At 64.6% G+C, this 23,786-nt stretch carries 21 protein-coding genes; 12 read left to right on the plus strand and 9 right to left on the minus strand.

Annotation, left to right across the window (positions count from 1 at the left end):
- Positions 1 to 440: 440 nt before the first annotated feature.
- On the minus strand, positions 441 to 1,445 hold the full coding sequence (cydB, locus tag E8M79_RS08525; protein WP_137151501.1) for a cytochrome d ubiquinol oxidase subunit II: 1,005 nt from the start codon (positions 1,443 to 1,445) through the stop codon (positions 441 to 443).
- A complete protein-coding gene (locus tag E8M79_RS08530; protein WP_137151502.1) occupies positions 1,435 to 2,853 on the minus strand; it encodes a cytochrome ubiquinol oxidase subunit I in 1,419 nt (472 codons plus the stop codon). Before E8M79_RS08530 ends, cydB begins: the two co-directional genes overlap by 11 nt.
- A 374-nt stretch (positions 2,854 to 3,227) precedes the next feature.
- Between E8M79_RS08530 and E8M79_RS08535 the strand changes: the two genes are divergently transcribed.
- The 3 genes from E8M79_RS08535 to E8M79_RS08545 all read left to right on the plus strand — a co-directional run bounded on the left by E8M79_RS08535 (position 3,228) and on the right by E8M79_RS08545 (position 5,889).
- Complete coding sequence (locus E8M79_RS08535) at positions 3,228 to 3,614, plus strand: hypothetical protein (RefSeq protein WP_137151503.1); 387 nt, start codon at positions 3,228 to 3,230, stop codon at positions 3,612 to 3,614.
- A 54-nt stretch (positions 3,615 to 3,668) separates the two neighbouring features.
- Positions 3,669 to 4,190, plus strand: a complete 522-nt coding sequence (locus tag E8M79_RS08540; RefSeq protein WP_137151504.1) for a DUF1775 domain-containing protein — start codon at positions 3,669 to 3,671, stop codon at positions 4,188 to 4,190.
- Positions 4,191 to 4,299: 109 nt separating this feature from the next.
- A complete protein-coding gene (locus E8M79_RS08545; RefSeq protein ID WP_137151505.1) occupies positions 4,300 to 5,889 on the plus strand; it encodes a CopD family protein in 1,590 nt (529 codons plus the stop codon).
- Positions 5,890 to 5,898: 9 nt separating this feature from the next.
- Here the strand turns inward: E8M79_RS08545 and nirD are convergent, their stop codons facing one another.
- Positions 5,899 to 6,234 (minus strand): nitrite reductase small subunit NirD, encoded by a 336-nt coding sequence (nirD, locus tag E8M79_RS08550; protein ID WP_137151506.1) that lies wholly within the window; start codon positions 6,232 to 6,234, stop codon positions 5,899 to 5,901.
- Between the two features lie 11 nt (positions 6,235 to 6,245).
- A complete protein-coding gene (gene nirB, locus E8M79_RS08555) occupies positions 6,246 to 8,687 on the minus strand; it encodes a nitrite reductase large subunit NirB (RefSeq protein ID WP_137151507.1) in 2,442 nt (813 codons plus the stop codon).
- 585 nt (positions 8,688 to 9,272) lie between these two features.
- Between nirB and E8M79_RS08560 the strand changes: the two genes are divergently transcribed.
- Positions 9,273 to 10,352, plus strand: a complete 1,080-nt coding sequence (locus E8M79_RS08560) for a Ppx/GppA phosphatase family protein (RefSeq protein ID WP_349236039.1) — start codon at positions 9,273 to 9,275, stop codon at positions 10,350 to 10,352.
- Entirely contained in the window at positions 10,342 to 11,082 is a 741-nt protein-coding gene (locus E8M79_RS08565; protein ID WP_137151509.1) for an RlmE family RNA methyltransferase, read from the plus strand. The genes E8M79_RS08560 and E8M79_RS08565 overlap by 11 nt, the downstream gene beginning before the upstream one ends.
- Positions 11,083 to 11,129: 47 nt before the next feature.
- Here E8M79_RS08565 and E8M79_RS08570 read toward each other — a convergent pair whose 3' ends face one another.
- The 3 genes from E8M79_RS08570 to E8M79_RS08580 form a co-directional block, all read right to left on the minus strand.
- The gene (locus E8M79_RS08570) at positions 11,130 to 12,542 is read right to left on the minus strand and encodes an MFS transporter (RefSeq protein ID WP_137151510.1); all 1,413 of its coding nucleotides are present in this window, start codon (positions 12,540 to 12,542) and stop codon (positions 11,130 to 11,132) included.
- 3 nt (positions 12,543 to 12,545) lie between these two features.
- Positions 12,546 to 13,940 (minus strand): MFS transporter, encoded by a 1,395-nt coding sequence (locus E8M79_RS08575; protein ID WP_137151511.1) that lies wholly within the window; start codon positions 13,938 to 13,940, stop codon positions 12,546 to 12,548.
- A gap of 116 nt (positions 13,941 to 14,056) precedes the next feature.
- Positions 14,057 to 14,812, minus strand: coding sequence for a hypothetical protein (locus tag E8M79_RS08580; protein ID WP_137151512.1), 756 nt, complete (start codon positions 14,810 to 14,812; stop codon positions 14,057 to 14,059).
- 259 nt (positions 14,813 to 15,071) lie between these two features.
- On the opposite strand from E8M79_RS08580, the gene guaB reads away from it, so the two are divergent.
- The 5 genes from guaB (at position 15,072) to E8M79_RS08605 (ending at position 19,403) form a co-directional block, all read left to right on the plus strand.
- The gene (gene guaB / locus E8M79_RS08585; protein ID WP_137151513.1) at positions 15,072 to 16,574 is read left to right on the plus strand and encodes an IMP dehydrogenase; all 1,503 of its coding nucleotides are present in this window, start codon (positions 15,072 to 15,074) and stop codon (positions 16,572 to 16,574) included.
- Positions 16,575 to 16,712: 138 nt separating this feature from the next.
- Positions 16,713 to 17,138, plus strand: a complete 426-nt coding sequence (locus E8M79_RS08590) for an MAPEG family protein (RefSeq protein ID WP_137151514.1) — start codon at positions 16,713 to 16,715, stop codon at positions 17,136 to 17,138.
- 9 nt (positions 17,139 to 17,147) lie between these two features.
- Entirely contained in the window at positions 17,148 to 18,437 is a 1,290-nt protein-coding gene (locus tag E8M79_RS08595) for an RsmB/NOP family class I SAM-dependent RNA methyltransferase (protein WP_137151515.1), read from the plus strand.
- Positions 18,437 to 18,853: a hypothetical protein gene (locus E8M79_RS08600; protein WP_137151516.1), complete on the plus strand. Its 417-nt coding sequence runs from the start codon at positions 18,437 to 18,439 to the stop codon at positions 18,851 to 18,853. The genes E8M79_RS08595 and E8M79_RS08600 overlap by 1 nt, the downstream gene beginning before the upstream one ends.
- A gap of 64 nt (positions 18,854 to 18,917) precedes the next feature.
- On the plus strand, positions 18,918 to 19,403 hold the full coding sequence (locus tag E8M79_RS08605) for a TspO/MBR family protein (protein ID WP_137151517.1): 486 nt from the start codon (positions 18,918 to 18,920) through the stop codon (positions 19,401 to 19,403).
- On the opposite strand, the gene E8M79_RS08610 is transcribed toward E8M79_RS08605, so the two are convergent.
- Positions 19,396 to 20,622: an acyltransferase gene (locus tag E8M79_RS08610; RefSeq protein WP_171015790.1), complete on the minus strand. Its 1,227-nt coding sequence runs from the start codon at positions 20,620 to 20,622 to the stop codon at positions 19,396 to 19,398. The genes E8M79_RS08605 and E8M79_RS08610 overlap by 8 nt on opposite strands.
- 77 nt (positions 20,623 to 20,699) lie before the next feature.
- Between E8M79_RS08610 and guaA the strand changes: the two genes are divergently transcribed.
- Complete coding sequence (gene guaA / locus E8M79_RS08615) at positions 20,700 to 22,271, plus strand: glutamine-hydrolyzing GMP synthase (RefSeq protein ID WP_137151519.1); 1,572 nt, start codon at positions 20,700 to 20,702, stop codon at positions 22,269 to 22,271.
- Between the two features lie 18 nt (positions 22,272 to 22,289).
- Here guaA and E8M79_RS08620 read toward each other — a convergent pair whose 3' ends face one another.
- Entirely contained in the window at positions 22,290 to 22,709 is a 420-nt protein-coding gene (locus tag E8M79_RS08620; RefSeq protein WP_248304948.1) for a L,D-transpeptidase, read from the minus strand.
- A gap of 203 nt (positions 22,710 to 22,912) precedes the next feature.
- On the opposite strand from E8M79_RS08620, the gene E8M79_RS08625 reads away from it, so the two are divergent.
- Complete coding sequence (locus E8M79_RS08625; RefSeq protein ID WP_137151520.1) at positions 22,913 to 23,782, plus strand: tetratricopeptide repeat protein; 870 nt, start codon at positions 22,913 to 22,915, stop codon at positions 23,780 to 23,782.
- The last annotated feature ends 4 nt before the right edge of the window (positions 23,783 to 23,786 follow it).

Here is a 23,786-nt window from a genome sequence, read left to right on the forward strand (position 1 = left end):
TCCTAGGCCACCAAACCATCAGTCGTCCTTCCCTCCCCCTTGAGGGGAGGGACCGAGGGAGGGGGTCGTCGAGCTGTCCACTGATGGACCCCCACCCCCAACCCCTCCCCTCAAGGGGGAGGGGAGGCCACCCAGCACATTCGGAGTCCGTCAGGGCGATGGATTTCGCCGCGACCAACAATCCGCCGAGACCCTAGGCCACAAATCCATCAGTCGTCCTCCCTCCCTCTTGAGGTGAGGGATTGAGGGAGGGGGGCGTCGAACTGTCCACTGAAGCCTCCCTTCCGGCTGCCACAGCGACCGTCACGTCGCATCCGGCATCGCGCGCTAGTTTGCCAGCATCAGCTTGATCACCAGCCCGACCATGCCGACCGCGAGCACCCCGGCCAGCCACAGGCCGATGAACCAGCCAAAGCGCGCCATCCGCCCTTGCTGTGGCATCAGTGATACCCCTCCTCGGGGTCGATCTTGCCGCGGAACACCCAATAGGCATAGCCGGTATAGGCCAGGATCACCGGCACCAGCACCACGGCGCCCACCAGCAGGAATTTGAGCGTGCTTTCCGGCGCCGCGGCTTCCGCGATCGTCAGCGCCCCCGGAACGATATAGGGGTAAAAGCTGATCCCCAGGCCAACAAAGCTCAGCACGAACAGGCCCAGCGCGGCCAGGAACGGCTGCAGATGCTTGTCCGTCGTCAGCCCATGCCACAGCGCCAGTGCGCAGCCGGCCAGCATCACCGGCACGAAGGCCGAGAAGAAGGCCGTCGGCCAGCCAAACCAGCGCTCGAAGTAGATTTCCCGGATGAACGGGCTCCACAGGCTCACCACGCCGATCAGCGCCAGCGTGCCGCCGCCGGCATAGATCGCCAGCTTGCGCGCCTGGGCCTGCAAGGGGCCCGAGGTTTTCAGGTTCAGCCACGTCGCGCCCAGCAGGGCATAGCCCACCACCACGGCCGCGCCGGTCAGCACGGTGAACGGCGTCAGCCAGTCCCACCAGTCCCCAGCATAGGCGCGGTTCTCGATCTGAATGCCCTGCACCAGCGCACCCACCGCAATGCCCTGGGTGAAGGCGGCAATGGTCGAGCCGATCCAGAAGCCCACGTCCCACCAGCGCGAGCCGCGGATGGTGCGGTGGCGGAATTCAAACGCCACGCCGCGGAAGATCAGCCCCAGCAGCATCAGGATGATCGGCATATAGAGCGCAGGCAGCACGGTGGCATAGACCACCGGGAATACGGCCATCAGCCCGCCGCCGCCCAGCACCAGCCAGGTCTCGTTGCCGTCCCAGACGGGGGCGATGGAATTGGTCATCAGATCGCGGTCGTGCTTGTCCGGAAAGAACGGGAACAGAATGCCCACGCCCAGGTCGAAGCCGTCGAGAATGACATAGGCGAGCACCGCAAAGGCGATGATTCCGGCCCAGATGGTTGGCAGATCAATGGGCATTCGGGCCTCCCAGCGTTTCTTCCTGGGCCAGGCCCGGCACCACGCCCGCAGCGCGGGTCGGCCCCTTGTCCAGCTCATGATCCTCGATATCGATCGGTGGCCGCCGGAACAGCCGGAACAGGTAGAACACGCCCGCTCCGAACACGACGAAATAGACGATGATGAACGCCAGCAGCGAGGCGCCCACGGCCGGTGCATCCACCGGCGACAGGCTGTCAGCCGTGCGCAGCAGGCCATAGACGGTGAACGGCTGCCGCCCCACTTCGGTGGTGTACCAGCCGGCCAGCACGGCCACGAAACCCGAGCCGCCCATCGGCAGCGCCGCACGCAGCAGCCACTTGTTGGTGTAGAGCGTCTTGCGATAGCGCGCCCACAGCGACCACAGCCCGATGCCCAGCATGGCAAAGCCAATGCCCACCATGATGCGGAAGGTGAAGAAGGGGATCATGGCCGGCGGCCGGTCTTCCGGCGGGAAGGCATCGAGCCCCTGCAGCGGTGCATTGAGGTCGTGCTTGAGGATCAGCGAGCTCAGCTTGGGGATCTCGACCGAATAATGCATGGTCTGATTCTTGTCGTCCGGAATGCCGAACAGGATCAGCGGCGCCCCATCCGGATGGGACTCATAGTGCCCCTCCATGGCCGCCACCTTGGCCGGCTGGTGCTCCAGCGTGTTGAGCCCATGCGCATCGCCGGCCAGGATCTGGATCGGCGTTACGATGGCGGCCATCCACATGGCCATCGAGAACATGATGCGCGCCTGCCGGTTGCTATTGTCCTTGAGCAGGTGCCAGGCGCCCACCGCGCCCACCGCAAAGGCCGTCGTCAGGAAAGCCGCCAGCACCGTGTGGGTCAGGCGATAGGGGAAGGAGGGGTTGAAGATGATCGCCCACCAGTCTTCCGGATAGAAGATGCCATTGGCGTCAATGCCGTAGCCCGCCGGGGTCTGCATCCAGCTATTGGCCGAGGTGATCCAGGTCGCCGAAATGATCGTGCCGATCGCCACCATGGCCACGGCCACCATATGCAACCCATCGCCGACGCGCTTGCGTCCGAACAGCGCAATGCCCAGGAACCCCGCTTCAAGGAAGAAGGCCGTCAGCACCTCATAGCCCATCAGCGGCCCGATCACCGCGCCGGCCTTGTCTGAGAACACCGACCAATTGGTGCCGAACTGGTAGCTCATGACAATGCCAGACACGACGCCCATGCCGAAAGTCACCGCAAAGATGGTCTTCCAGTATTCGAAGAGCTTGAGATAGGCCGGGTCGCGTTTCCACAGCCACAGCCCATTCAACACCGCCAGGAAACTGGCCGTGCCGATGGAAAAGGCCGGAAAAATGAAGTGGAACGACACCGTAAACGCGAACTGAATGCGCGCCAGAATTTCCGCCGTCAGGCCAAAGGTCATGGCTGATCCTATCTGCTGTTCCGGCCGGGGCCGGCTTGATTGAGTGCAACATGGTTTTGCCCGGCAGGAAAGGCCAGAACGCACGGTGACGCACCTCGATAGAAATTCTGACTTAAGTCCCTGAAAGAAAAACGAATTCACGCTCATTTCGCGTCACTGCGGCACATAGCCGCTTGATCCAATCAATCATGCCGGTTCGGCATGTTTTCGATCAGCGCCGAATCCCAGCGCCCGGCTTGCTGGCGGCGGCGGGGCAGGGGCCATGGCGCCGGTTGCGTTTTCCCGCAACATTTTGCCGCCCCGCAACCGCTCCAGCCATTTGGGGGCTTGAGCGGCATGCTGCGCCGCGATACCTCCGCACTCGGAGACATTTCATGCCATTTCGGTCACGGGGCATCGCCAGGGAGTTCGGCGCCGCAATCGCGGTGTTGGCCATCTATGTCTTGACGCTGCTGGCCCCGCTGCATCAGGCCGCCGGCCTGCAGCGCGATCTCGCCCAGCTCGGCTACCAGTCCCAGGCCACCTGGCCAGTCTGTCAGGCCCTGGCCAGCGACGAATCCGGCAACCGTCTGCCCGGCACCGTGCAATGCGCTGTCGCCGGTATCGCCAATAACCAGGTCATTCCGGTTCTGGCCGCTGTCACTCCCGTCGCCATCCTCCGCGCCAGCGATCCGGTCACCTATGCCAGCCTGTTCGCGCCGCACCCCGGTCCGGTCGCGCAGCATTCGGCCCAGCCCCGCGCCCCGCCAGTGACGGTCTGATTCCTCCGGGCACAACCGTGCCCATTCAGACCCATTTCATCACTGGAGATCATCATGATCCGCACTTTCGTTCGCGCGGCCGTCGCCGTCGCAACTCTTGCCGCCCTGTCCCTGCCGACCTTCGCCCATGCCACCCTTGAGGTGCAGGAAGCCAAGATCGGCTCCACCTACAAGGCCGTGCTCCGCGTTCCGCACGGCTGCGGCACCGAAGCCACCAACACCGTTCGCATCCAGATCCCCGAGGGCTTCTTCAACGTCAAGCCGATGCCCAAGGCTGGCTGGAAGCTCGAAACCGTCACCGGCCCCTACACCGGCAGCTATGACAACCACGGCACCACCGTGACTGAAGGCGTCAAGGAGATCGTCTGGTCCGAAGGCAATCTGCCCAACGAATTCTATGACGAGTTCGTCTTCCGCGGCACCTTCGCCGGCACGCTGGAACCCGGCAAGTTCTACTTCCCCTCCATCCAGCAATGCGCCAATGGCGAGGAAGCCTGGATCGACGTCACTGGCTCGGAAACCGCTGAAATGCCCGCGCCCAGCCTGACGCTCGTCGAAGGCGAAGCCCACCACTAACACCTGCGGGGCGTGGCTCCGGTTGCAGCACTCGAGTTGCAACCCCGGTTGCAACACTCCGGTTGCAACTAGGCTGCGCCCCCTTTCTCCACCAAAAAGGGGGCGGGGGATGGCTCATCTTTGGCGTCGTGTCGGGAGCGCGCTCGGCTTTGCCTGGCTTTTTTTGCTCGTTCTGTGCGCTCCGGCATGGGCGCATGCACAGCTGCTGGAAAGTGAGCCGGTTGCAGATAGCATCTTGCTGACCAATCCGGGCGAACTGCGCCTCCATTTCAACGAGCCTGTCACCCCTCTCGCTATGGCGCTCATCGCGCCCGACGGCACCGCGATCGACCTGCTGTCCGCCACCTCTGGCGGCGAAAAACTCACCATTGTGCTGCCGCAGGACTTGGCTGATGGCAGCTATCTTCTCAGTTGGCGTGCCGCCTCAATCGATGGTCATCCCATTGGTGCATCAATGGTTTTCTCCATCGGCGCCGTCACCCAGACCCAGGCCGCGCCGAGCGGCGATCCCCTGGTCGCTCCACTGTTCTGGGCCGGCAAGGCCGCGCTCTTCCTCGCCCTGGCCTTTGGCATCGGCACCGCCGCCTTCGGCCGCGTCGCCCCCCTGCCGCCGCGCGCCATCGCCATCGCTCAAGTCTTTGTTCTCATTGGCTTTTGTGCCGCTGTGCTCACGCTGTCCCTGCAGGGCCTCGATGCCCTCGGCCAACCCCTCACCGCCGCCCTGTCACCCCCCGTCTGGGCCACTTCATTGGGCACCAGCTACGGCATCACCGCCTGTGTCCTCGCTCTGGCTTTTCTCCTGTCTTTACTTGGACTTAGGCACAGAAATCAGGCAGGGGCAGCACTCATCATCCTCTCGGCCATCCTGGCCCCGCTCGCCCTGGCCCTCAGCGGTCATGCCAGCGCTGCCGCGCCACAAGTGCTTACACGGCCAGCAGTTTTTCTGCATGTCGCCGGCATTCTGTTCTGGCTCGGCGCGCTCATCCCGCTGGCCATGCTGCTCGCCACCAACAGTGACGCCGCCGACGCCGCGCTGCGCCGCTTCTCCCGCGCCATTCCCATGGCCGTCGCCGCCATCATTCTGTCCGGCATCACGCTCGCCACAGTGCAACTCGGCCAGCCCGGGTCGGCCTGGCTCTCGCCCTACGGGGTCATCTTAGCCGCCAAGCTGTTGCTTCTTCTATTGGTTTTTGGCCTGGCGCTCTACAACCGCCGCCGGCTTACCGCTCCGGCCCTGGCCGGTGAAGCCGCCATGCGCCGCCGCCTGCGCTGCAGCATCCTGGCCGAAATCGTCCTGGTCACCCTCATACTCGGCCTCGTCGCCGGCTGGCGCTTCACCCCGCCGCCGCGTGCCCTCGCCGTCGCCGCCACGGTCGCAGAGCCCATCTTCGCCCATGTCATGGACGACAGGCTCATGGCCATGCTCAGCATTTCCCCCGGTCAGGCCGGTCCGGCCAGCATCACCATCGACCTCATGGATGCCGATATGGCCCCGCTTGCCGTCCAGGGCGTCCAGCTCGCGCTGTCCCAGCCCGAGCGCGGCATCGAGCCCATGGCGCAGACCGCCATCGGCGCCGATAGCACTTGGCAGGTCAATGGCTTGACGTTGCCGTTCGGTGGGAGCTGGACGGTGATCCTCACCGTCCGTCTCAGCGCCTTCGAGCAGCGCAGCGTTACCGGCACGCTCGATCTGCCCTGATCGCGGGTGCTATTGCGCCGCAACCATCGCCTGGGTCAGTGCCATCAGGATGCGCCCATCCTCGATGCGCACCAGATAGCTGCGTACCTGGCCCACATCGGCGCCCATGGCCTCGCCGGTGGCGAGGTCAAATACCCAATTGTGCAACGGGCAAGTCACCGAGGCGCCATGTACAATGCCTTCGCTCAGCGGGCCGTTCTTGTGCGGGCAGCGGTTTTCCAGCGCATAGATCTGGTCCTGCTGCGTGCGGAATACCGCGATCCTGCCCTCAGGCGTGGTGACGCAGCGCGCGCCGCGGCGCGGAATGGCGTCGATCTCGCCGATGTCGATCCAGTCATTGCTCATTGCCTGCTCCATCATTCGGCCGCCAGCATGGTGAGTTCAGCCATGGCGGCAAATTCATGCGCGTCCTTGCCGTTCACCCGCTCCTCCCAGGGGTCCACCTGGGCAAAGGTCTGCGCGTAGACGAAGCGCTCGAAATAGTGACGGCGCTTGCTGCGGTCCGTAACAACATTGGCCAGGATGGAGGGCGTGCCCACGCGCTTGGCCCATTTGTAGATGCGTTCGAGATAGCGCCCCTGTTCGCGATAGAGCTGGGTCAGCGCCACGATGATCTCGAGCGCCTCGTCCTCGCTGTCGGCATGGCACAAGAGCTCGGTGCCCTTGATGTCCAGCCCCGCCGCCCCGGCAAAATGGATGTCATAGCCGCTATCCACGCAGATCACCCCGATGTCTTTGCACGTCGCCTCGGCGCAATTGCGCGGACAGCCCGACACCGCCAGCTTGACCTTGGCCGGCGTCCAGGCGCCCCACATGAACTTTTCCAGCCTGATCCCGAAGCCGGTGGAATCCTGGGTGCCGAAGCGGCACCAGTCCGAACCAACGCAGGTCTTGACGGTCCGCAGCCCCTTGGCATAGGCCGCGCCCGACACCATGCCTGCCGCATTGAGGTCGGCCCAGACGCCCAGCAGGTCTTCCTTGCGTACCCCTAGCAGGTCGATGCGCTGCCCGCCCGTCACCTTCACCGCCGGAATGGCAAATTTGTCAGCCACATCGGCAATGGCACGGAGTTCCTTGGGGCTTGTCATGCCGCCCCACATGCGTGGCACCACCGAATAGGTGCCGTCCTTCTGGATATTGGCGTGCACCCGCTCATTGATGAAGCGGCTTTGCCCGTCGTCCGCATATTCGCCCGGCCAGTCGGCCACGAGATAGTAGTTGAGCGCCGGCCGGCACTTAGCGCAGCCGCAGCTGGTCTTCCACTCCAGCTCCTGCATCACGGCCGGAATGGATTTTAGGCCCTTGGCGATGATCAACCGGCGCACGTCATCATGGCCATAGTCGGTGCAGGCGCACATCGGCTGTACCGCCGCCGGATTGTAGCTCTCGCCCAGCGTCAGATGCAGCAACTGCTCCACCAGATGCGTGCACGAGCCGCACGAGGCTGAGGCCTTGGTATGGGCGCGTACGCCATCGAGCCCGGTCAGGCCCTTGCCGGTGATCGCCCCGGTGATCTTGCCCTTGCATACGCCGTTGCAGCCACAGATCTCTGCCTCATCCGGCAAGGCTGCAACGGCCGCCATAGGGTCCAGTGGGGTGCCCCCCTGATAGGCCTGGCCAAAGATCAGCGTGTCGCGCATCTCGCGCGTGTCCACCCCTCGTCGCAACATGTCAAAATACCAGGGTCCGTCGCTGGTCTCGCCATAGAGCACCGCGCCGATGATGCGGTGGTCCTTGAGTACCAGCCGCTTGTAGATGCCAGCGCTGGCGTCGCGCAGCACGATCTCTTCGCGGTCCTCGGCCTCGCCGAAGTCGCCGGCCGAGAACAGGTCGATCCCGGTCACCTTCAGCTTGGTCGAGGTCACCGAACCGCCATAGACCGCTGGTGCATCGGCTAGCGTCTGCGCCAGCACCTGCGCCATCTCATAGAGCGGCGCAACCAGGCCGTAGCAGGTGCCGCGATGCTCGGCGCATTCGCCCAGCGCGAACACATCGGGGTCCTCGGTGCGCATCTGGTCGTCCACCACAATGCCGCGGTTCACCGCCAGCCCCGCCGCCTTGGCCAGGCCCGTTGCGGGCCGAATGCCCACCGCCATCACCACCATGGAACAATCGATCACTGTGCCGTCGCTCAACTCGACGCCGGTGACGCGATCCTCGCCGACCACACGCTGGGTATTGGCCTGGGTAATGACCGTCACGCCGCGCTCCGCAAAGGCGCGCTCGAGCAGATATCCCGCCGCCGGATCGAGCTGGCGCTCCATCAGCGTCGGCCCCAGATGCAGCACCGTCACCTCCATGCCACGCATCTTGAGCCCGGCGGCAGCTTCGAGGCCCAGCAGCCCGCCGCCGATCACCACCACCTTGCTGCCCGGCCCCGGTGCCAGCATCTTGTCCACGTCGTCGAGGTCACGATAGGTGACCACGCCCGGCAGCTGATGCCCCGGCACCGGCGGAATGAAGGGGCTCGACCCGGTGGCGATCACCAGCCGGTCATAATCGGCGACAATGCCGTTGCTGGACACGACACGCTTGGCCACCCTGTCGATCAGCGTCACCGGCGCGGCCTTGTGCAGCGTCACGCCATGGTCGGCATACCAGGCGTCGTCATGGGTGATGATCTCCTCATAGGTCTTCTCGCCCGACAGCACCGGCGAGAGCATCAGCCGGTTGTAGTTCACCCGCGGCTCGGCATTGAAAATGGTCACCGCGAACCGCCCTGGCGCGGCTTCGAACAGATGCTCCAGCATCCGCCCCGGTGCCATGCCGTTGCCGACGATGACAAGTTTTTCGCTCATGTGCCTTCTCCTTTTGGGCGGCGCAAAACAAAAAAGCTGCCAACTGGAGCGCTCTGGTGGTTCCACCAGAGTGCAAGCAGTTGGCAGCTTTGCCGTGATGAGCGCCCAACGCTGGACGCCGAAATGTCTGGGAATCCCACCCGGGACCCGATGCCAATTGCAATGCACGAAGCGTGCCAGCCGCCATCGGCGAAGAAAACCCAGCTAAATCAGAGCACTGCTGGCGTTCTCTGCAGATCACACAAAGCGTTACGCCGCCACGTCCGCACATTGATGCGGCGGGCTGCCTATCTCTGCGGCAGTTTGGTGAACTGCCACAGGACTGCGCAGTCGCGACGCCGCATCATGGGTGTCCTGCCAACCATGTCATTGCGCTCAGGAGCCCCATGCACTACCGTTGGTTCCGACACGCAAAAAGTTGCGCAGGGCGCTACCGGCCTTATCCGGGTGCAGCGACCGCGCACACAGGAGACCAATGTGACCGATTCCGATCGGTCCGCCGCCGATTTGTCGCCAGGCGATGACTCGGCACTTCGCTCCCGTTCTGGCCCAGGCCAGGCTGGGAGGGCAGGGCCCCGGGAGGCCATGCCCGTCGCGGAAAAGCGGACAGCTGCCGCCCCTAATCCGACTCGCCGTCATCGTGGGCCGCTTTATGCTGCGCTCGATCTGGGCACCAACAATTGCCGCCTGCTCATCGCCCGTCCGCATGATCATGGCTTCCGCGTGCTCGATGGCTTCACCCGCATCGTCCGCCTGGGCGAAGGCGTCTCGGTCACCGGGCGCCTGGGCGAAGCGGCCATGGAGCGCACTTTCGAGGCGCTGCGCCAGTGCCGCAACAAGCTGCGCGAGCATCAGCCCGCCCGCATGCGCCTGATCGCCACCGAGGCCTGCCGCGTCGCCGAGAACGGCCCGGCCTTCCTGGACCGCGTCAAGGACGAGATCGGGCTTGATCTGGAGATCGTCGATCGCCGCACCGAGGCCGAGCTGGCCGTCACCGGCTGCGCCGATCTCATCGACACCAATGCCGCTGGCGCGCTGATGTTCGACATCGGCGGCGGCTCGTCCGAACTGGCCTGGCTCGATTTCCGCGGCGGCCGCCCCAAGTCGCAGGGCCGCATGCCCGCCTCCATCCGCTCCTGGCAGTCGCTGCCGGTGGGCGTGGTGTCCATTGCCGAAAAATTCGGCGGCGTCGATGTCACCCCAGAGGTCTTTGAGGCCATGGTGGCCTATGTCAGCGAGCATCTGCGCCAGTTCCGCGGCCGCGAAAAGCTGCGCCAGATGATTGCCAACCACGCGGTCCACCTCATCGGCACCTCCGGCACGGTCACCACCCTGGCTGGATTGCACCTGGGCCTTGAGCGCTATGAGCGCCAGAAGGTCGATGGCCTGTGGATGAAGCGCGCCGAAGTCGACGCCACCATGAAAATCCTGCTCGGCATGCCCTATGATCGCCGCGTGGCCCATGCCTGCATCGGTCGCGACCGTGCCGACCTCGTGCTGCCCGGCTGCGCCATTTTCGAGGCCATCCGCCGCGAATGGCCGACGGACCGCGTGCGGGTTGCCGATCGTGGCCTGCGTGAAGGCATACTCATTTCGCTGATGGATGCCGACCGGACCCGGTCGCGCGCCTCGCGCTATCCTCGGAGAAACGCCAATGGTGGATAAAGCTCTCGGTACCGGCGGACGCAAGTCCGACAAGGATCTCAAGATCCGCGTCAAATCCGCCAAGGGCCGCAAGGTCAGCTCGACCAAATGGCTCGAACGCCAGCTCAACGATCCCTATGTCGCCCGGGCCCGCTCGGAAGGCTATCGCTCGCGCGCGGCCTTCAAGATCAAGGAGATGGACGAAAAGCACCATCTGTTCCGCCAGGGCATGCGCATTGTCGATCTGGGTGCCGCGCCCGGCGGCTGGTCGCAGGTGGCCGCACGGGCCATCGGCTCCACCGAGGCCAATCCGCTGATCGTGGGCATCGACTATCTCGAAATGGACCCCATCCCCGGCGTCATCCTGCTGCGCAAGGATTTCACCGAGGACGACGCCCCCGCCATGCTCATCGAGGCCATGGGCGGCAAGAAGGCCGATCTGGTGATGAGCGACATGGCCTGGCCCACCACCGGCCATCGCCCCACCGACCATCTGCGCATCGTCCAGCTCATCGAAGTCGCGGCGGCGTTTGCTCTCGACGTGCTCTCGCCCGGCGGCACCTTTGTCGCCAAGGTGTTCCAGGGCGGCACCGAGCATGAGCTGCTGCACATGCTCAAGCGCCACTTCAAGAGCACCTTCCACGCCAAGCCGCCCTCCAGCCGCCAGGATTCGGCCGAAGCCTATCTGATTGCCAAAGGCTTCAAGGGCAGCAACGACACCGTCCCCGGCGAAGGCGAATACGACCGCTAGACGCGTTTTGAGTCGACGCTTGTGCTGTGTGGGCGCCGCTGCGCCACTCAGTGCCCGCCGTCGCCCCCTTGGGCATGGGTGAGCTGGTGCCCGGCGTTCTTGGGCAGGCGATAGAACATCACCGTCGAGATCAGGCATACTGCGGCCAGAACGAAGAAGGCGAAGTGGAAGTCGCCCAGCACCAGCTCGCCGCCGCGCAGCGCCTGGCTGGCCTCCAGCATGCCGCCGCCCAGCGCCACGCCCAGGGCAATCGACAGCTGCGTTGACACCTGGCCGATCACATTGGCCTGGCCGGCGTCCTTGTCCTCGATATCGGCGAACACAAAGGCATTGCTGCCGGTCCAGAAGATCGACTGCCAGAAGCCCACGAACACCAGGATCGCCACGATCAGCGCCACTGCCGTGTCCGGTGTGTAGAGCCCCATGGCCAGGAGCCCCGCCGCCGATATCGCCGTCGACAGCGTCAGCGCCGCGCGGAAGCCCATGCGCAAGAACAGCATATTGGCCACGAATTTCGCGATGATGGCGCCGATGGCCCCGGCAAAGGTGATCATGCCCGATTCAAACGGCGTATAGCCAAAGCTGAGCTGCAGCATCAGTGGAAACAGGAACGGCGTCGCCCCCTGGCCGAGCCGGAAGAAGGTGCCCGCCACCACCGCACTGCGAAAGAACGGAAAGCGCAGCAGCCGCAGGTCGAACAGCGGATGCTCGATGGCCAAGGCATGCCGCGCATAGGCAAAGGCCATGGCAATGCCCAGCGCTGTCGCCAGGACGCCCACCACGGGCGGCAGCGCCGGCAGGCTGATCACCGCCGTGCCGAAGGCGAACAGCGCAAAGGCCGGCCCGGCCAGGGCAAAGCCCTTGAAATCCATGGTCCCGGTCTTGTGCCGCACCGACTCGGGCAGGAAGCGGCTGACCAGCGCAATGCCCAGCACACCGATGGGCACATTGATCAGGAAGATCCAGTGCCAGGAAAAATAGGTGGTCAGAAACCCGCCGAATGGCGGGCCCACGATGGGCCCCACCAGCCCCGGAATGGTCAGCCAGGCCATGGCATTGACCAGATCGTGCCGCGGCGTCGAGCGCACCAGCACCAGCCGCGCCACCGGCGTCATCAGCGCACCGCCCATGCCCTGGAGGAACCGCGCCGCCACAAAGGCCAGCAGCGAGTTGGAGAACGCGCAGGCGATCGAGCCCAAAACGAACACGCCCATCGCCACGCGGAACACATTGCGCGCGCCAAAGCGGTCCGCCATCCAGCTCGAGATCGGGATGAAGATGGCCAGCGCCACCAGATAGGCCGTCAGCGCCAGTTTCAGCGAAATGGGGTCCGTGCCGATGTCGCGCGCAATCGCAGCCAGCGAGGTGGCGATGACGGTGGAGTCCATGTTTTCCATGAACAGCGCCGTCGCCAGGATCAGCGGCGTGATGCGGGAATTGGCGATCGACCGGCCGTGCATGGGCTACTCCTTTGCCTCGGCCACGGCCCGATGGCCGGAGACATCGCTGCCCGCATCGGCTGGCAGCCGCCAATAGATCAGCCCGGCCAGCGCGCTGACCCCGCCGACCACGAAAAAGGCGATCTGGAAATCGATCAGCGCCAGCGCCGAGCCGCGCAGCTGCGTGCTCATTTCGAGGATGGCGCCTGCGACCGCGACGCCAAAGGCCACGCTCAGCTGCTGGCCCACCGCCACGATGGCCGTGGCCTGGCTGGCCTCTTCATCGCTGATATCGGCGTAGCCCAGCGCATTGCTGCCAGTGAAGAACACCGAGCGCAGCACGCCCCCAATCAGCAGCACCGCCATGATGATCGGGGCAGGGGTCTCCACATTGAACAGCCCCTGCGCAGCGATCAGCGCACCACCGAAAAAGGAGGCAAAGCCCAGCGAGCGTGGAAAGCCGAAGCGGGCATAGATGAATTCGGCCAGGAACTTGCTGGTGATCGCCCCGATGGCCGAGACAAAGGTGATGGCGCCCGATTGGAACGGCGTCAGCCCGAACCCCAATTGCAGCATCAGCGGCAGCAGGAATGGCACCGCACCCACTCCGATGCGAAAGAACGAGCCGCCAATGATGGTGGCGCGGAACAACCGGTGTCGGAACAGCGCCGGATCGAGCAGCGGATGCTCGGTGCGCCGCGCATGCCAGAAATACAGCACCCCGGCCAGCACCCCGATCGCCAGCGTGCTGTAGCCGATCTGGATCGGCAGGGCGGGCAGGCTCACCACCGACAGGCCAAACACCGTGCCAGAGAAGGCCACGGCGGCAATGAGAAAGCCGCGCACATCGATGCGCCGCTGCGTCGCCACATCGGGCACATTGAGAAAGATGCCGACCAGGATAATGCCGGCAATGCCGATGGGGATGTTGATCCAGAAGATCCAGTGCCAGCTGAGATAGGTGGTCAGGAACCCGCCGATCAGCGGCCCGGTCAGCGGCCCCAGCAGCGCCGGCACGGTCAGCCAGGCCATGGCCGACACCAGCTCATTGCGCGGCGTCGAGCGCACCAGCAACAGCCGACCCACCGGCGTCATCATCGACGAGCCAATGCCCTGCAGGAACCGGCTCAGCACGAAGCTTTCGAGCGAAAACGAAAAGGAACAGGCCAGCGAGCCCAGCATGAACACCGCAATGGCCGCCCGGAACACAGTCTTGGCGCCAAAGCGGTCGGCCATCCAGCCGCTGATCGGGATGAAAATGGCCAGCGCCACAAAATAGGCCGTCAGCGCCAGTTTGAGCGCAATCGGCTCCGCCCCGATGTCGGCAGCAATCGCCGGCAGCGACGTGGCGATCACGGTCGAATCCATCTGTTCCATGAACAGGGCGACCGCCAGGATGAGGGGTGTGACGCGGATCACGAGGGCAAAACCGGGGAGGAATCGTCAAGCCGCGAACGCGACCGCCATCACTATGGGGGTCGCGTTTGACTGTGAAAAGACAATTCCTGTTGTCTGGCGCGCTTTTGTGACCCCGCTCATTCCCCCGTGGCGAGGAGCGTCAAGATCTCGGCGCGCACCAGAGCGGCCGCTTCATCGCCCTGCGTGGCCTCGAGGAACGCCACCAAGCTCGGGCACACGCCCGGGTCGGCAATCCCCTGCGCCATGGCCGAGAACCCTTCGGCTGTCGCGCCCAGCGTCAGGCTCTTGCTGGCCACCGCCTGCCATTCCGCATCGGTCGCCGCCCGGCGTGTCACCGGATGATCGAGTCCATTGCGCGCCGTTTGCAGCATGGTGGCCAAATGCGTCATTGCCCCCTGGCTGTGGCGGGTCTCGATATCGGTCCCGGCAAACGCCACAGGGCCTTCGGTGACATAGCGCGCGCAAACGTCCGGGCCCTCGATGTCGTTTATGGCCTGATAATAGTCCATCATATTGGTCGCCAACGCCGCCAGCGACGCGTCATCGGCCTGGGCAATATGGGGGGAATACTGCGTTCGCAGTGCCATCAGCGTCCGCGTGGTGGTGGTCCTCAGGTCGCCGCCGATCTGGATGTCGCGGGCGACTGCGGTCTTGAACACCTCGTACTCAGGCGCAAAGCTCTGCGACAGCACGCCAAACAGGTCGGGCGACAGGCTGTGCAGCGCGGCGTCGACACCGCCGGGCGGCAGCTCTTCGGCCCGCGTTTCAACGACCTTGATGATCGCCAGTGCCGCCACGGCCCCGATGGCGCCCAGGATCATCCGGGGCAGGATTTTGCGGCTGCGGAAGAAGCTTGAGAGATGGGCGAACATGGTCTTTGCCTTTCACGGTCTGGCGCTTGGCGCTGGTTGTGAACCGACATTGCCCCCGTCTGCACCATGACGCTGTCCCCCGCGGAACAGGCCCTGATTTGGCCGCGCTCAATGCGCATGGCCAACCTGCGTTGGCCCCCTATGCAAGCGCCAAGGCCGGTGCTAATGACCCATGCCAACCTGAACCCGCACCGTTCTCCGTGCCGGGTTCTTTATCCACCATCTCTGATCTCATTCAGAAGTCCGGAAGGGTCTGGCCTTGGCGAAGATTATTACCTCTGCAACCGGCGATTATGCGCTGACCTTCGACGACGTGCTGCTGCAGCCGGCGCGTTCGGACATCCTGCCCACCGAAACCGATATTTCCACCTATGTCACCAAGGACATAGCGCTCAATCTTCCCATCCTGTCCTCGGCTATGGACACCGTCACCGAGAGCGCCATGGCCATCGCCATGGCCCAGGCCGGTGGCATGGGCGTCATCCACAAGAACCTCACCGCCGAGCAGCAGGCCGAGCAGGTCCGCATGGTCAAGTCGTTCGAAAGCGGCATGGTCATCAATCCCATTACCATCGGTCCCGATGCCACACTGGCCGATGCTCTGTCCCTGATGCAGGCCAACCGCATTTCCGGCATTCCGGTGGTGGAGAACGGCGGCAAGGGTGGCCGGGCAGTCGGCAAGCTCGTCGGCATCCTTACCAACCGCGACGTGCGCTTTGCCTCCCATCCGGCCCAGCCCATTCGCGAACTGATGACGCATGAACACCTCGTCACCGTGCGCGACGGGGTCTCCAAGGACGAAGCCAAGGTTCTGCTGCACAAGCACCGCATCGAAAAGCTGCTGGTGGTCGATGCCGACTATCGCTGCACCGGCCTGATCACCGTCAAGGACATCGAAAAGGCCCAGCTCAATCCCCATGCCGTCAAGGACGATCAGGGGCGCCTGCGCGTCGCCGCGGCCTCCACCGTCGGCGATCAGGGCTTTGAGCGTTCGCTGCAGCTCATCGATGCCGGCGTCGACCTGCTGGTCATCGATACCGCCCATGGCCATTCGGTGCGCGTTGCCGAGGCCGTCGAGCGCGTCAAGCGCGAGAGCAATGGCGTGCGCATCGTGGCTGGCAATGTGGCGACGGCCGAGGCCACCAAGGCGCTGATCGATGCCGGCGCTGATTCCATCAAGGTGGGTATTGGCCCGGGCTCGATCTGCACCACCCGCATCGTCGCCGGCGTCGGTGTGCCGCAGCTCGCTGCCGTCATGGCCTGTGCCGAAGAGGGCGCTCGCCATGGCATTCCGGTGATTGCCGACGGCGGCATCAAGTTCTCCGGTGACATGGCCAAGGCTCTGGCCGGTGGCGCCTCCTGCGTCATGGTCGGCTCGCTCCTGGCTGGCACCGACGAAAGCCCCGGCGAGGTCTATCTCTACCAGGGTCGCTCCTACAAATCCTACCGCGGCATGGGCTCAGTGGGCGCCATGGGCTCGGGCTCGGCCGACCGCTATTTCCAGCAGGACGTGCGCGACCAGATGAAGCTGGTGCCCGAGGGCATCGAAGGCCAGGTGCCCTATAAGGGTGCTGCCGGCGCCGTGCTGCACCAACTCGCCGGCGGTCTCCGCGCCTCCATGGGCTACACCGGCGCGCATAACCTCAAGGACTTCCGCGACAATTCGGTCTTCGTCAAAATCTCCGGCGCCGCCCTCAGCGAAAGCCACGTCCACGACGTCACTATCACCCGCGAAGCCCCCAACTACCGCAGCGGGCGGTAGTCCCATCCACCCGTCGTCGCCCTTCCAGCGAGAGGTGGCGACGGGCCGGCCCACCAAAAAAGTGATTCATCCACAAGCTCTTGCCGCGCGTATCAGACTCTCAACCAAAGCCTGAAATTCCCCAAAGGAGCGCGCGCCATGACCCCGGTCGAAGAACTGCTCATCCTGGCCATGGCCGCCCAGGCACTTCTCGCCATGCTGATCCTGGTGATGATGGGCCGCATCCGCGTGCCGCTGGTCATGTCGGGGGCCATTTCCCCCAAGGATGCTGCGCTCAGTCGGGCGCAGTATCCCGAGCGCGCCCAGCTGCTGTCCAACAGCTTTGACAATCAGTTCCAGCTGCCGGTGCTGTTCTATGTGGTGAGCCTATTGGCCCTGTGGTCGGGTGGCGCCGCCTGGCTCGAGGCCCTGCTGGCGCTGGTCTTTGTCGCCCTCCGCTATGGCCACGCCTATATCCACGTGGCGCTCAACAAGGTCCACTACCGCTTTGCTGTTTACACCGCCGGCCTTGCGGTGCTCGCCATCCTCTGGCTATTGGTCGTACTTCGCCTCCTCCTCAGCTGAGCTTGCCCCATGCGCCTTCCCGGCCGACTGTCTGCCGCCATCGATGTTCTCACCGATGTCGAAACCCGCAAGCGCCCGGTGTCGGAGGCGCTCAAGGCCTGGGGGCTCAACAATCGCTTCGCCGGGGCAGGGGACCGCGCCGCCATCGGCAATCTGGTCTATGACGCGCTGCGCCGCCGCGCTTCCCATGCCGCCATCATGGGCGAGGATAGCCCGCGCGCCCTGATCCTGGCGGTTGCCGCCCGCGACTGGGGCAATGACCCCCAGGCCCTGGCCGACAGCTTTGCTGCCGACAGCCACGCGCCCACCCCGCCGACATCAGAGGAAATCGCCCGCATGGCGAGAACGCTGGGCGAGGATGTCGATGGCGCCACCCGCGCCGATGTCCCCGCCTTTGTCGCCCCCTCGCTGCAGCGCGCCTTCGGCGACAGCTGGATCGCCGAGGGCGAGGCGATGTCCGGTCGGCCCTCGCTCGATCTGCGCACCAATAGCCTGAAGTCCCAGCGCGACCGCGTGCTCAAGTCGCTCGCCCGCTTTGATCCGCAGCCCACCGCCATCGCCCCGCTCGGCGTCACCATGCCCGCCGGTTCCGGCGATTCCCGCACCCCCAATGTCACCACCGACGAGGGCTATCTGAAAGGCTGGTTCGAGGTGCAGGACCAGGGCAGCCAGATCGTCGCCGCGCTTGCTGGCGCCCGGCCCGGCGAACAACTCCTCGATCTTTGCGCCGGCGCCGGCGGCAAGACGCTGGCCCTGGCCGCGGCCATGGACAACAAGGGCCAGATCTTTGCCTATGACAGCGACCGCTCACGCCTCGCGCCGATCTATGATCGGCTCAAGCGCAATGGCGCCCGCAATGTGCAGGTCCGCGCACCCCAGCCCGACGCCCTCGATGATCTGGTCGGCAAGATGGACCGCGTCGTCATCGACGCGCCTTGCACCGGCACCGGCACCTGGCGCCGCCGCCCCGACACCAAGTGGAAGCTGACGCCCGAGCTGATCGCCCAGCGCGTGGCCGAACAGGCCGCCATCCTCGCGGAGGGCCAGCGCTACCTCAAGTCCGGCGGCACGCTGGTCTATATCACCTGCTCCATCCTCCCCGAGGAGAATGACGATCAGGTCGCCGCCTTCCGCGCCGCCCATCCCGGCTTTGCCCCGGTGGACGCTGCCGCGCTCTGGCAGACAACCTTCGGCAGCCCTGCGCCCGAAGGCGTCGTCACCGCCGGTGGCGGCATCAGTCTCACGCCGCGCCTCACCGGCACCGATGGTTTCTACGTCACTTTGCTGCGCCGCGCCTGATGACCATCACCCCGCCGCCGCCGGACAATCAGTCCACCGTCATCACCATCCGTATCTTCATCGTTGCGGCCGTGCTGCTCATCGTCGGCGCCATGGCGGCGGTGTGGTTCTCCATTCCCGGCCCCGATACCCGCCATCTGCTGGTCTCGCCCTCGGGCACCAAGTCGCTCGACATGGCCGAACTCTGCAGTCCCGCCGGTTGCAACCGCGTCACCGTGCTCGATGTCACCCAGCCCGACGGCAGCCACATCCGTAGCGGTTGCCCCCCGCAGCGCGCCGAAACCGTTCCCCTGTTCCATGAACTGACCGCCGGCTGGTCAGCCGACGAAACCAGCGTCACGCTGGATTTCACGCCCAAGGAAGGCGCACCTGGCCAGATGACGATCGCCCTGGCCGACTGCATCCTCACCGAATAGCGCGGTGAACTGTCGGGGCGCTTGCTGCGTATAAGTGGCACCTGCACCAGCCCGGTTGCCCACTATGTCCAGTCCCGCCGCCATCAACTACCGCGCTCCTGGCACCTGGCTGACCCTGGTGGCCTTTCTGGTCCTGGTGATCGCCGTCGGCGGCCTCATCGGCACCCAGTCGTTGCCCGGCGCCTGGTACGAGGGTCTGACCAAGCCGCCGCTCAATCCGCCCAACTGGGTGTTTGGTCCTGTGTGGAGCACGCTTTACGTGCTTATCGCCATCGCGGGCTGGCGCGTCTGGCTGCGCGATCGCTCGAGCCGCGCCATCACGTTCTGGGGCGCCCAGATGCTGCTCAACTGGGCCTGGTCGCCGGTCTGGTTCCTGGCCCAGATGCCCTGGGCCGCCTTTGCCATTCTCATCCTGATGTGGCTGGCCATCGTCGGCTTCATCGTCACCAGCCGCAAACACGATCCTCTCGCGCCTTGGCTCTTTGTGCCCTATCTCGCCTGGGTCAGCTTTGCCGGTTACCTGAACCTGGCCATCGCCATTCTCAACTAGCCGGCTGCGGCACCGCGCGGGCAGGGGGCTGATCCTCCAGCCGCCGCGCCCAGGCGATCACCGGCGCTTCCATCAAGCGATAGGACAGGCTCGCCAGCACACTGGTAATGACCACCGTCGCCGCTGCTGCGCCCAGCCACAGCCCTGTGTCGCTCATCCCCCCATAGACCAGATCGGGCACCCAATAGGTCTGGATCAGCTCGATGACGATGGTGTGGTAGATGTAGATGCCGAACGAGATCTGCGCCAGAAAGCGGACCACGCCATTGTCCAGCAGACGCCCCGCCAGCACGGTGGATGGCCCCGTCGCCAGCACCAGCCCGATCAGCGCGTGCATCATCGGAAAACGATAGGGCACGCGCAGCCAGCCATAGAGTTCCCCGGCCTCGGCATAGGCCTGGGTGAACATGTAGTGGCCCACCACGACCAGCGCCCCCAGGCAGATCACATCCATCACCCAGTGCCGAAACCGCGCTAGCATTACCTGTACGCCGCCAGCCAGCGCGCCGACCGCGAACATGGCGAAAAAGCCAAAGGGGTTGAACCAGGGCATCCAGACCTTGGCACCGCCCTGCATGCCATATTCCCAGCCTTTGCGATGGGGATCGACCACGACCCAGTTACTGAATGCCATATGCGCCAGCAGGGCGAGACCGATGACAGCAAGGAACGTCAACCGGCTCGCCCAGGCGGGCAGGCGGCGGCCAAAGGCGAATAGCGCCACAAAGCCGATCGGCAGCAGCACATAGGAGGTCACCTCAAAGCTGATCGACCACAGCGGCCCGTTCACCTCGACCGGAAACAGCGTCAGCCAGTGCCAGTCGCTGACCAGCAGCAGCCCCGACAGATAGCGCAGCCACAGCCAGCCGTCGGGCTGGGCACGCCAGACAAAGATCGACAGGACAAAGGTCACCGACAGCGCCAGCCAATAGCCGGGCAGGATGCGCGCCGCTCGCCGTAGCGCATAGATCCTGAGCGAGGGCAGGGGCGCGCCGCGGTCCAGCGCCTGCCAGAACGGCCGTGCCAGGAGGAACCCGCTGAGCACAAAGAAAATCCCCACGCCAAAAGTGCCGCCATTGGCCAGCGCCTGGGCAATGTCGGGGTCCCCCAGCGGCGTGCGGAAGTCGATCTTCTGCGTCAGATGGTGAAACAGCACGATAAAGCAGGCACTGGCGCGCACGAAGTCCGCACCCAGCAGTCGACCCGGCGGGTTCTGCATCATTCCTCCCATTTCTGCATGGGCGTTCCTCCAACGCCCCGCTTGCGGAATCCGCGTACTCTGGCTAAAGCCTCGCCATGCAGCACCCAGACAATACTTCCCGCACCGACACCATTCTCATCGTCGACTTCGGATCGCAAGTCACGCAGCTGATTGCGCGCCGAATTCGCGAGACCGGCGTCTATTGTGAAATCCATCCCTTCCAGAGCGCAGCGGCGGCTTTTGCCAGCATGCGGCCCAAGGGCGTGATTTTTTCGGGTGGCCCTGCATCGGTCACCGAGCCTGGCAGCCCCCGGGCGCCGCAGGAGATCATCGACTCCGGCCTGCCGATTCTGGCCATCTGCTATGGCCAGCAGACGTTCTGCCTGCAGCTCGGTGGCAAGGTCGAGGGTGGTCATCATCGCGAATTCGGTCGCGCCGACGTTGAAGTGCTGCAGCCCAGCGCGCTCTACGAGGGCATCTGGTCGGTCGGCGGCAAATATCCTGTCTGGATGAGCCATGGCGATCGCGTCACCGAATTGCCCGAGGGCTTTACGGTCATGGCAACCTCGCCCAATGCGCCCTTCGCCATTGCCGGCGATGAGTCCAAGAAGCGCTACACCACCATGTTCCACCCCGAAGTGGTGCACACGCCCGATGGCGGGAAGCTCTTGGCCAATTTCGTGCACAACATCGTCGGGCTCAAGTCCGACTGGAACATGGCCGCCTATCGCAGCAAGATGATCGACAAGATCCGCGCCCAGGTCGGCAAGGAGCGCGTCATCTGCGGCCTCTCCGGTGGCGTCGATTCCTCGGTGGCTGCCGTGCTCATCCACGAGGCCATTGGCGATCAGCTCACCTGCATCTATGTCGACCACGGCCTGATGCGCCTCAATGAGAGCGAACAGGTCGTCTCCATGTTCCGCGATCAGTACAATATCCCGCTGGTGCATGTGGATGCCTCCGAGGTCTTCCTGCGCGAGCTGGACGGCCAGTCCGATCCCGAAACCAAGCGCAAGATCATCGGGCGCCTGTTCATCGAAACTTTCGAGGCCGAGGCCAAAAAGCTCGGCGGCGCGCGCTTCCTCGCCCAGGGCACGCTCTATCCCGACGTCATTGAATCGGTGTCCTTCACCGGCGGCCCCTCGGTCACCATCAAGAGCCACCACAATGTTGGTGGCCTGCCCGAGCGTATGAACATGGCGCTGGTCGAGCCACTGCGCGAGCTGTTCAAGGACGAAGTCCGCGTGCTCGGCCGCGAACTGGGCCTGCCCGAGAGCTTCATTGGCCGCCACCCCTTCCCGGGGCCGGGCCTCGCCATCCGCTGCCCGGGCGGCATCACGCCCGAAAAGCTCGACATCCTGCGCCAGGCCGACGCCATCTATCTCGATGAGATCCGCAAGTCCGGCCAATATGACAAGATCTGGCAGGCCTTCGCCGTGCTGCTGCCGGTGCAGACCGTCGGTGTCATGGGCGATGGCCGCACCTATGAGTTCGTCTGCGCCCTGCGCGCCGTGACCTCGGTCGATGGCATGACCGCCGATTTCTACCAGTTCGACATGAACTTCCTGGGCAAGACGGCGACCCGTATCATCAACGAAGTCCGCGGCATCAACCGCGTCGTCTACGACGTGACCAGCAAGCCCCCCGGCACCATCGAGTGGGAATGATCCCACTCGCTATCGCCGTCAGGCCTTGATGCGGATGCTGGTGTTGTCTCTGCCGTGCTCGCGCACCAGGTTATAGAGCACCTTGGCATTGCTGGTCTGGAGCCGCACGCATCCATGGGATGCGGGCGAGCCCAATGCCGAGACATGGCTGGTGCCATGGATGGCATAGCCGCCCCGGAAGAAGATCGAATAGGGCATCGGCGCATTGTCATATTTGCGCGAGTAATACTCCCGATGCATGCGCGTTGGCTGGTAGCTGCCTTTCGGCGTGCGATAGCCCTTCTTGCCGGTGGACACGTCCCATTGGTATTCGCGCACCCCATCGACAGTCACGGTCATGGTCTGTTGTGACACATCGACCACGATATCGATCTCTGCAGCCGCCGCCGGCGCGACCAAGACCATCAGGCTCAACAGAAAAAATACGATCCTGGCCAAATCAATGTCCTCATCTTCTGTGCGCGATACAGTCAATGGTAGGGTAGGGTCTTGGTTGGTGGAATTTCTATTTGCCGTTTACATTAATATCGATTTCAGCCTGCGCCACGCTGGGCCTATGTGACAACCGCGCACATCAATTTGCAATCCCCCGGCAGCGTGCTAAACGTGCGCCCAATTCGAACGCGATCTTTAGGCAGGCTATGGCGCAGGACAATATTTTCCGCGAAGTGGATGAAGAGCTGCGCAGCGACCGCATGCGCAACTTGTGGCGTCGCTTCGCGCCCTATGTCATCGGCGCTGCCGTGGGCGTTGTGGCCATCGTTGCCGTCAACGAAGGCTGGACCTGGTACAATTCCACCAATGCGGCCCAGTCCTCCGATGAGCTCTATGCCGCCTTCGATCTGGCCGATGGTGGCGATCTGCCGGCGGCCACCGCCCAGCTCGATACGCTGATCGCCAATGGCACCGGCAATTACCCGACCCTGGCCGAATTCCGCAAGGCCGGTCTGCTCGCCAAGGATGGCAAGGCCGCCGAGGCCGTCGCCGCTTACGATGTTCTGGCCAACAGCCAGTCCAATGCCCATATGCGCGAGCTGGCCCTGGTGCTGGCCGGCAATCTTTTGATCGATACCGGCACATTGGCCGATGTCGAAAGCCGCGTCGGCAGTGTTGCCGCCGAAGGCAGCCCGCTGCGCAATGCCGCGCGCGAGATCATGGGCCTGGCCCAGTACAAGGCCGGCGATCTGCCGGCTGCCCAGGCCAGCTTCCAGTCCGTCATTGACGATGCCATGACCCAGAGCAGCACCCGCACCCGCATGGGCTACTATCTCGCCCAGCTCGTGTCGGAAGGCGCTGGCGCCAAGACCGTCAATGCGGATGCTGCAGCCAGCGTCATCGACGAGATCGTTCAGGATGCAACGCCGTCCGGCACCGGTCCGGTTCTGGCCGCCCCTGGCGCCACCGAACCCGCGCCCGCTGCCGAAGCTGCCCCGGCTGCCGAGCCTGCACCTGCCACCACCCCATCCGCGGCCCCCGCCGCAACGCCGTCTTCCGAGCCTGCCGCGCAGTAGCGGC

The organism is Devosia sp. FKR38, assembly GCF_005222805.1.
Taxonomy (GTDB): domain Bacteria; phylum Pseudomonadota; class Alphaproteobacteria; order Rhizobiales; family Devosiaceae; genus Devosia.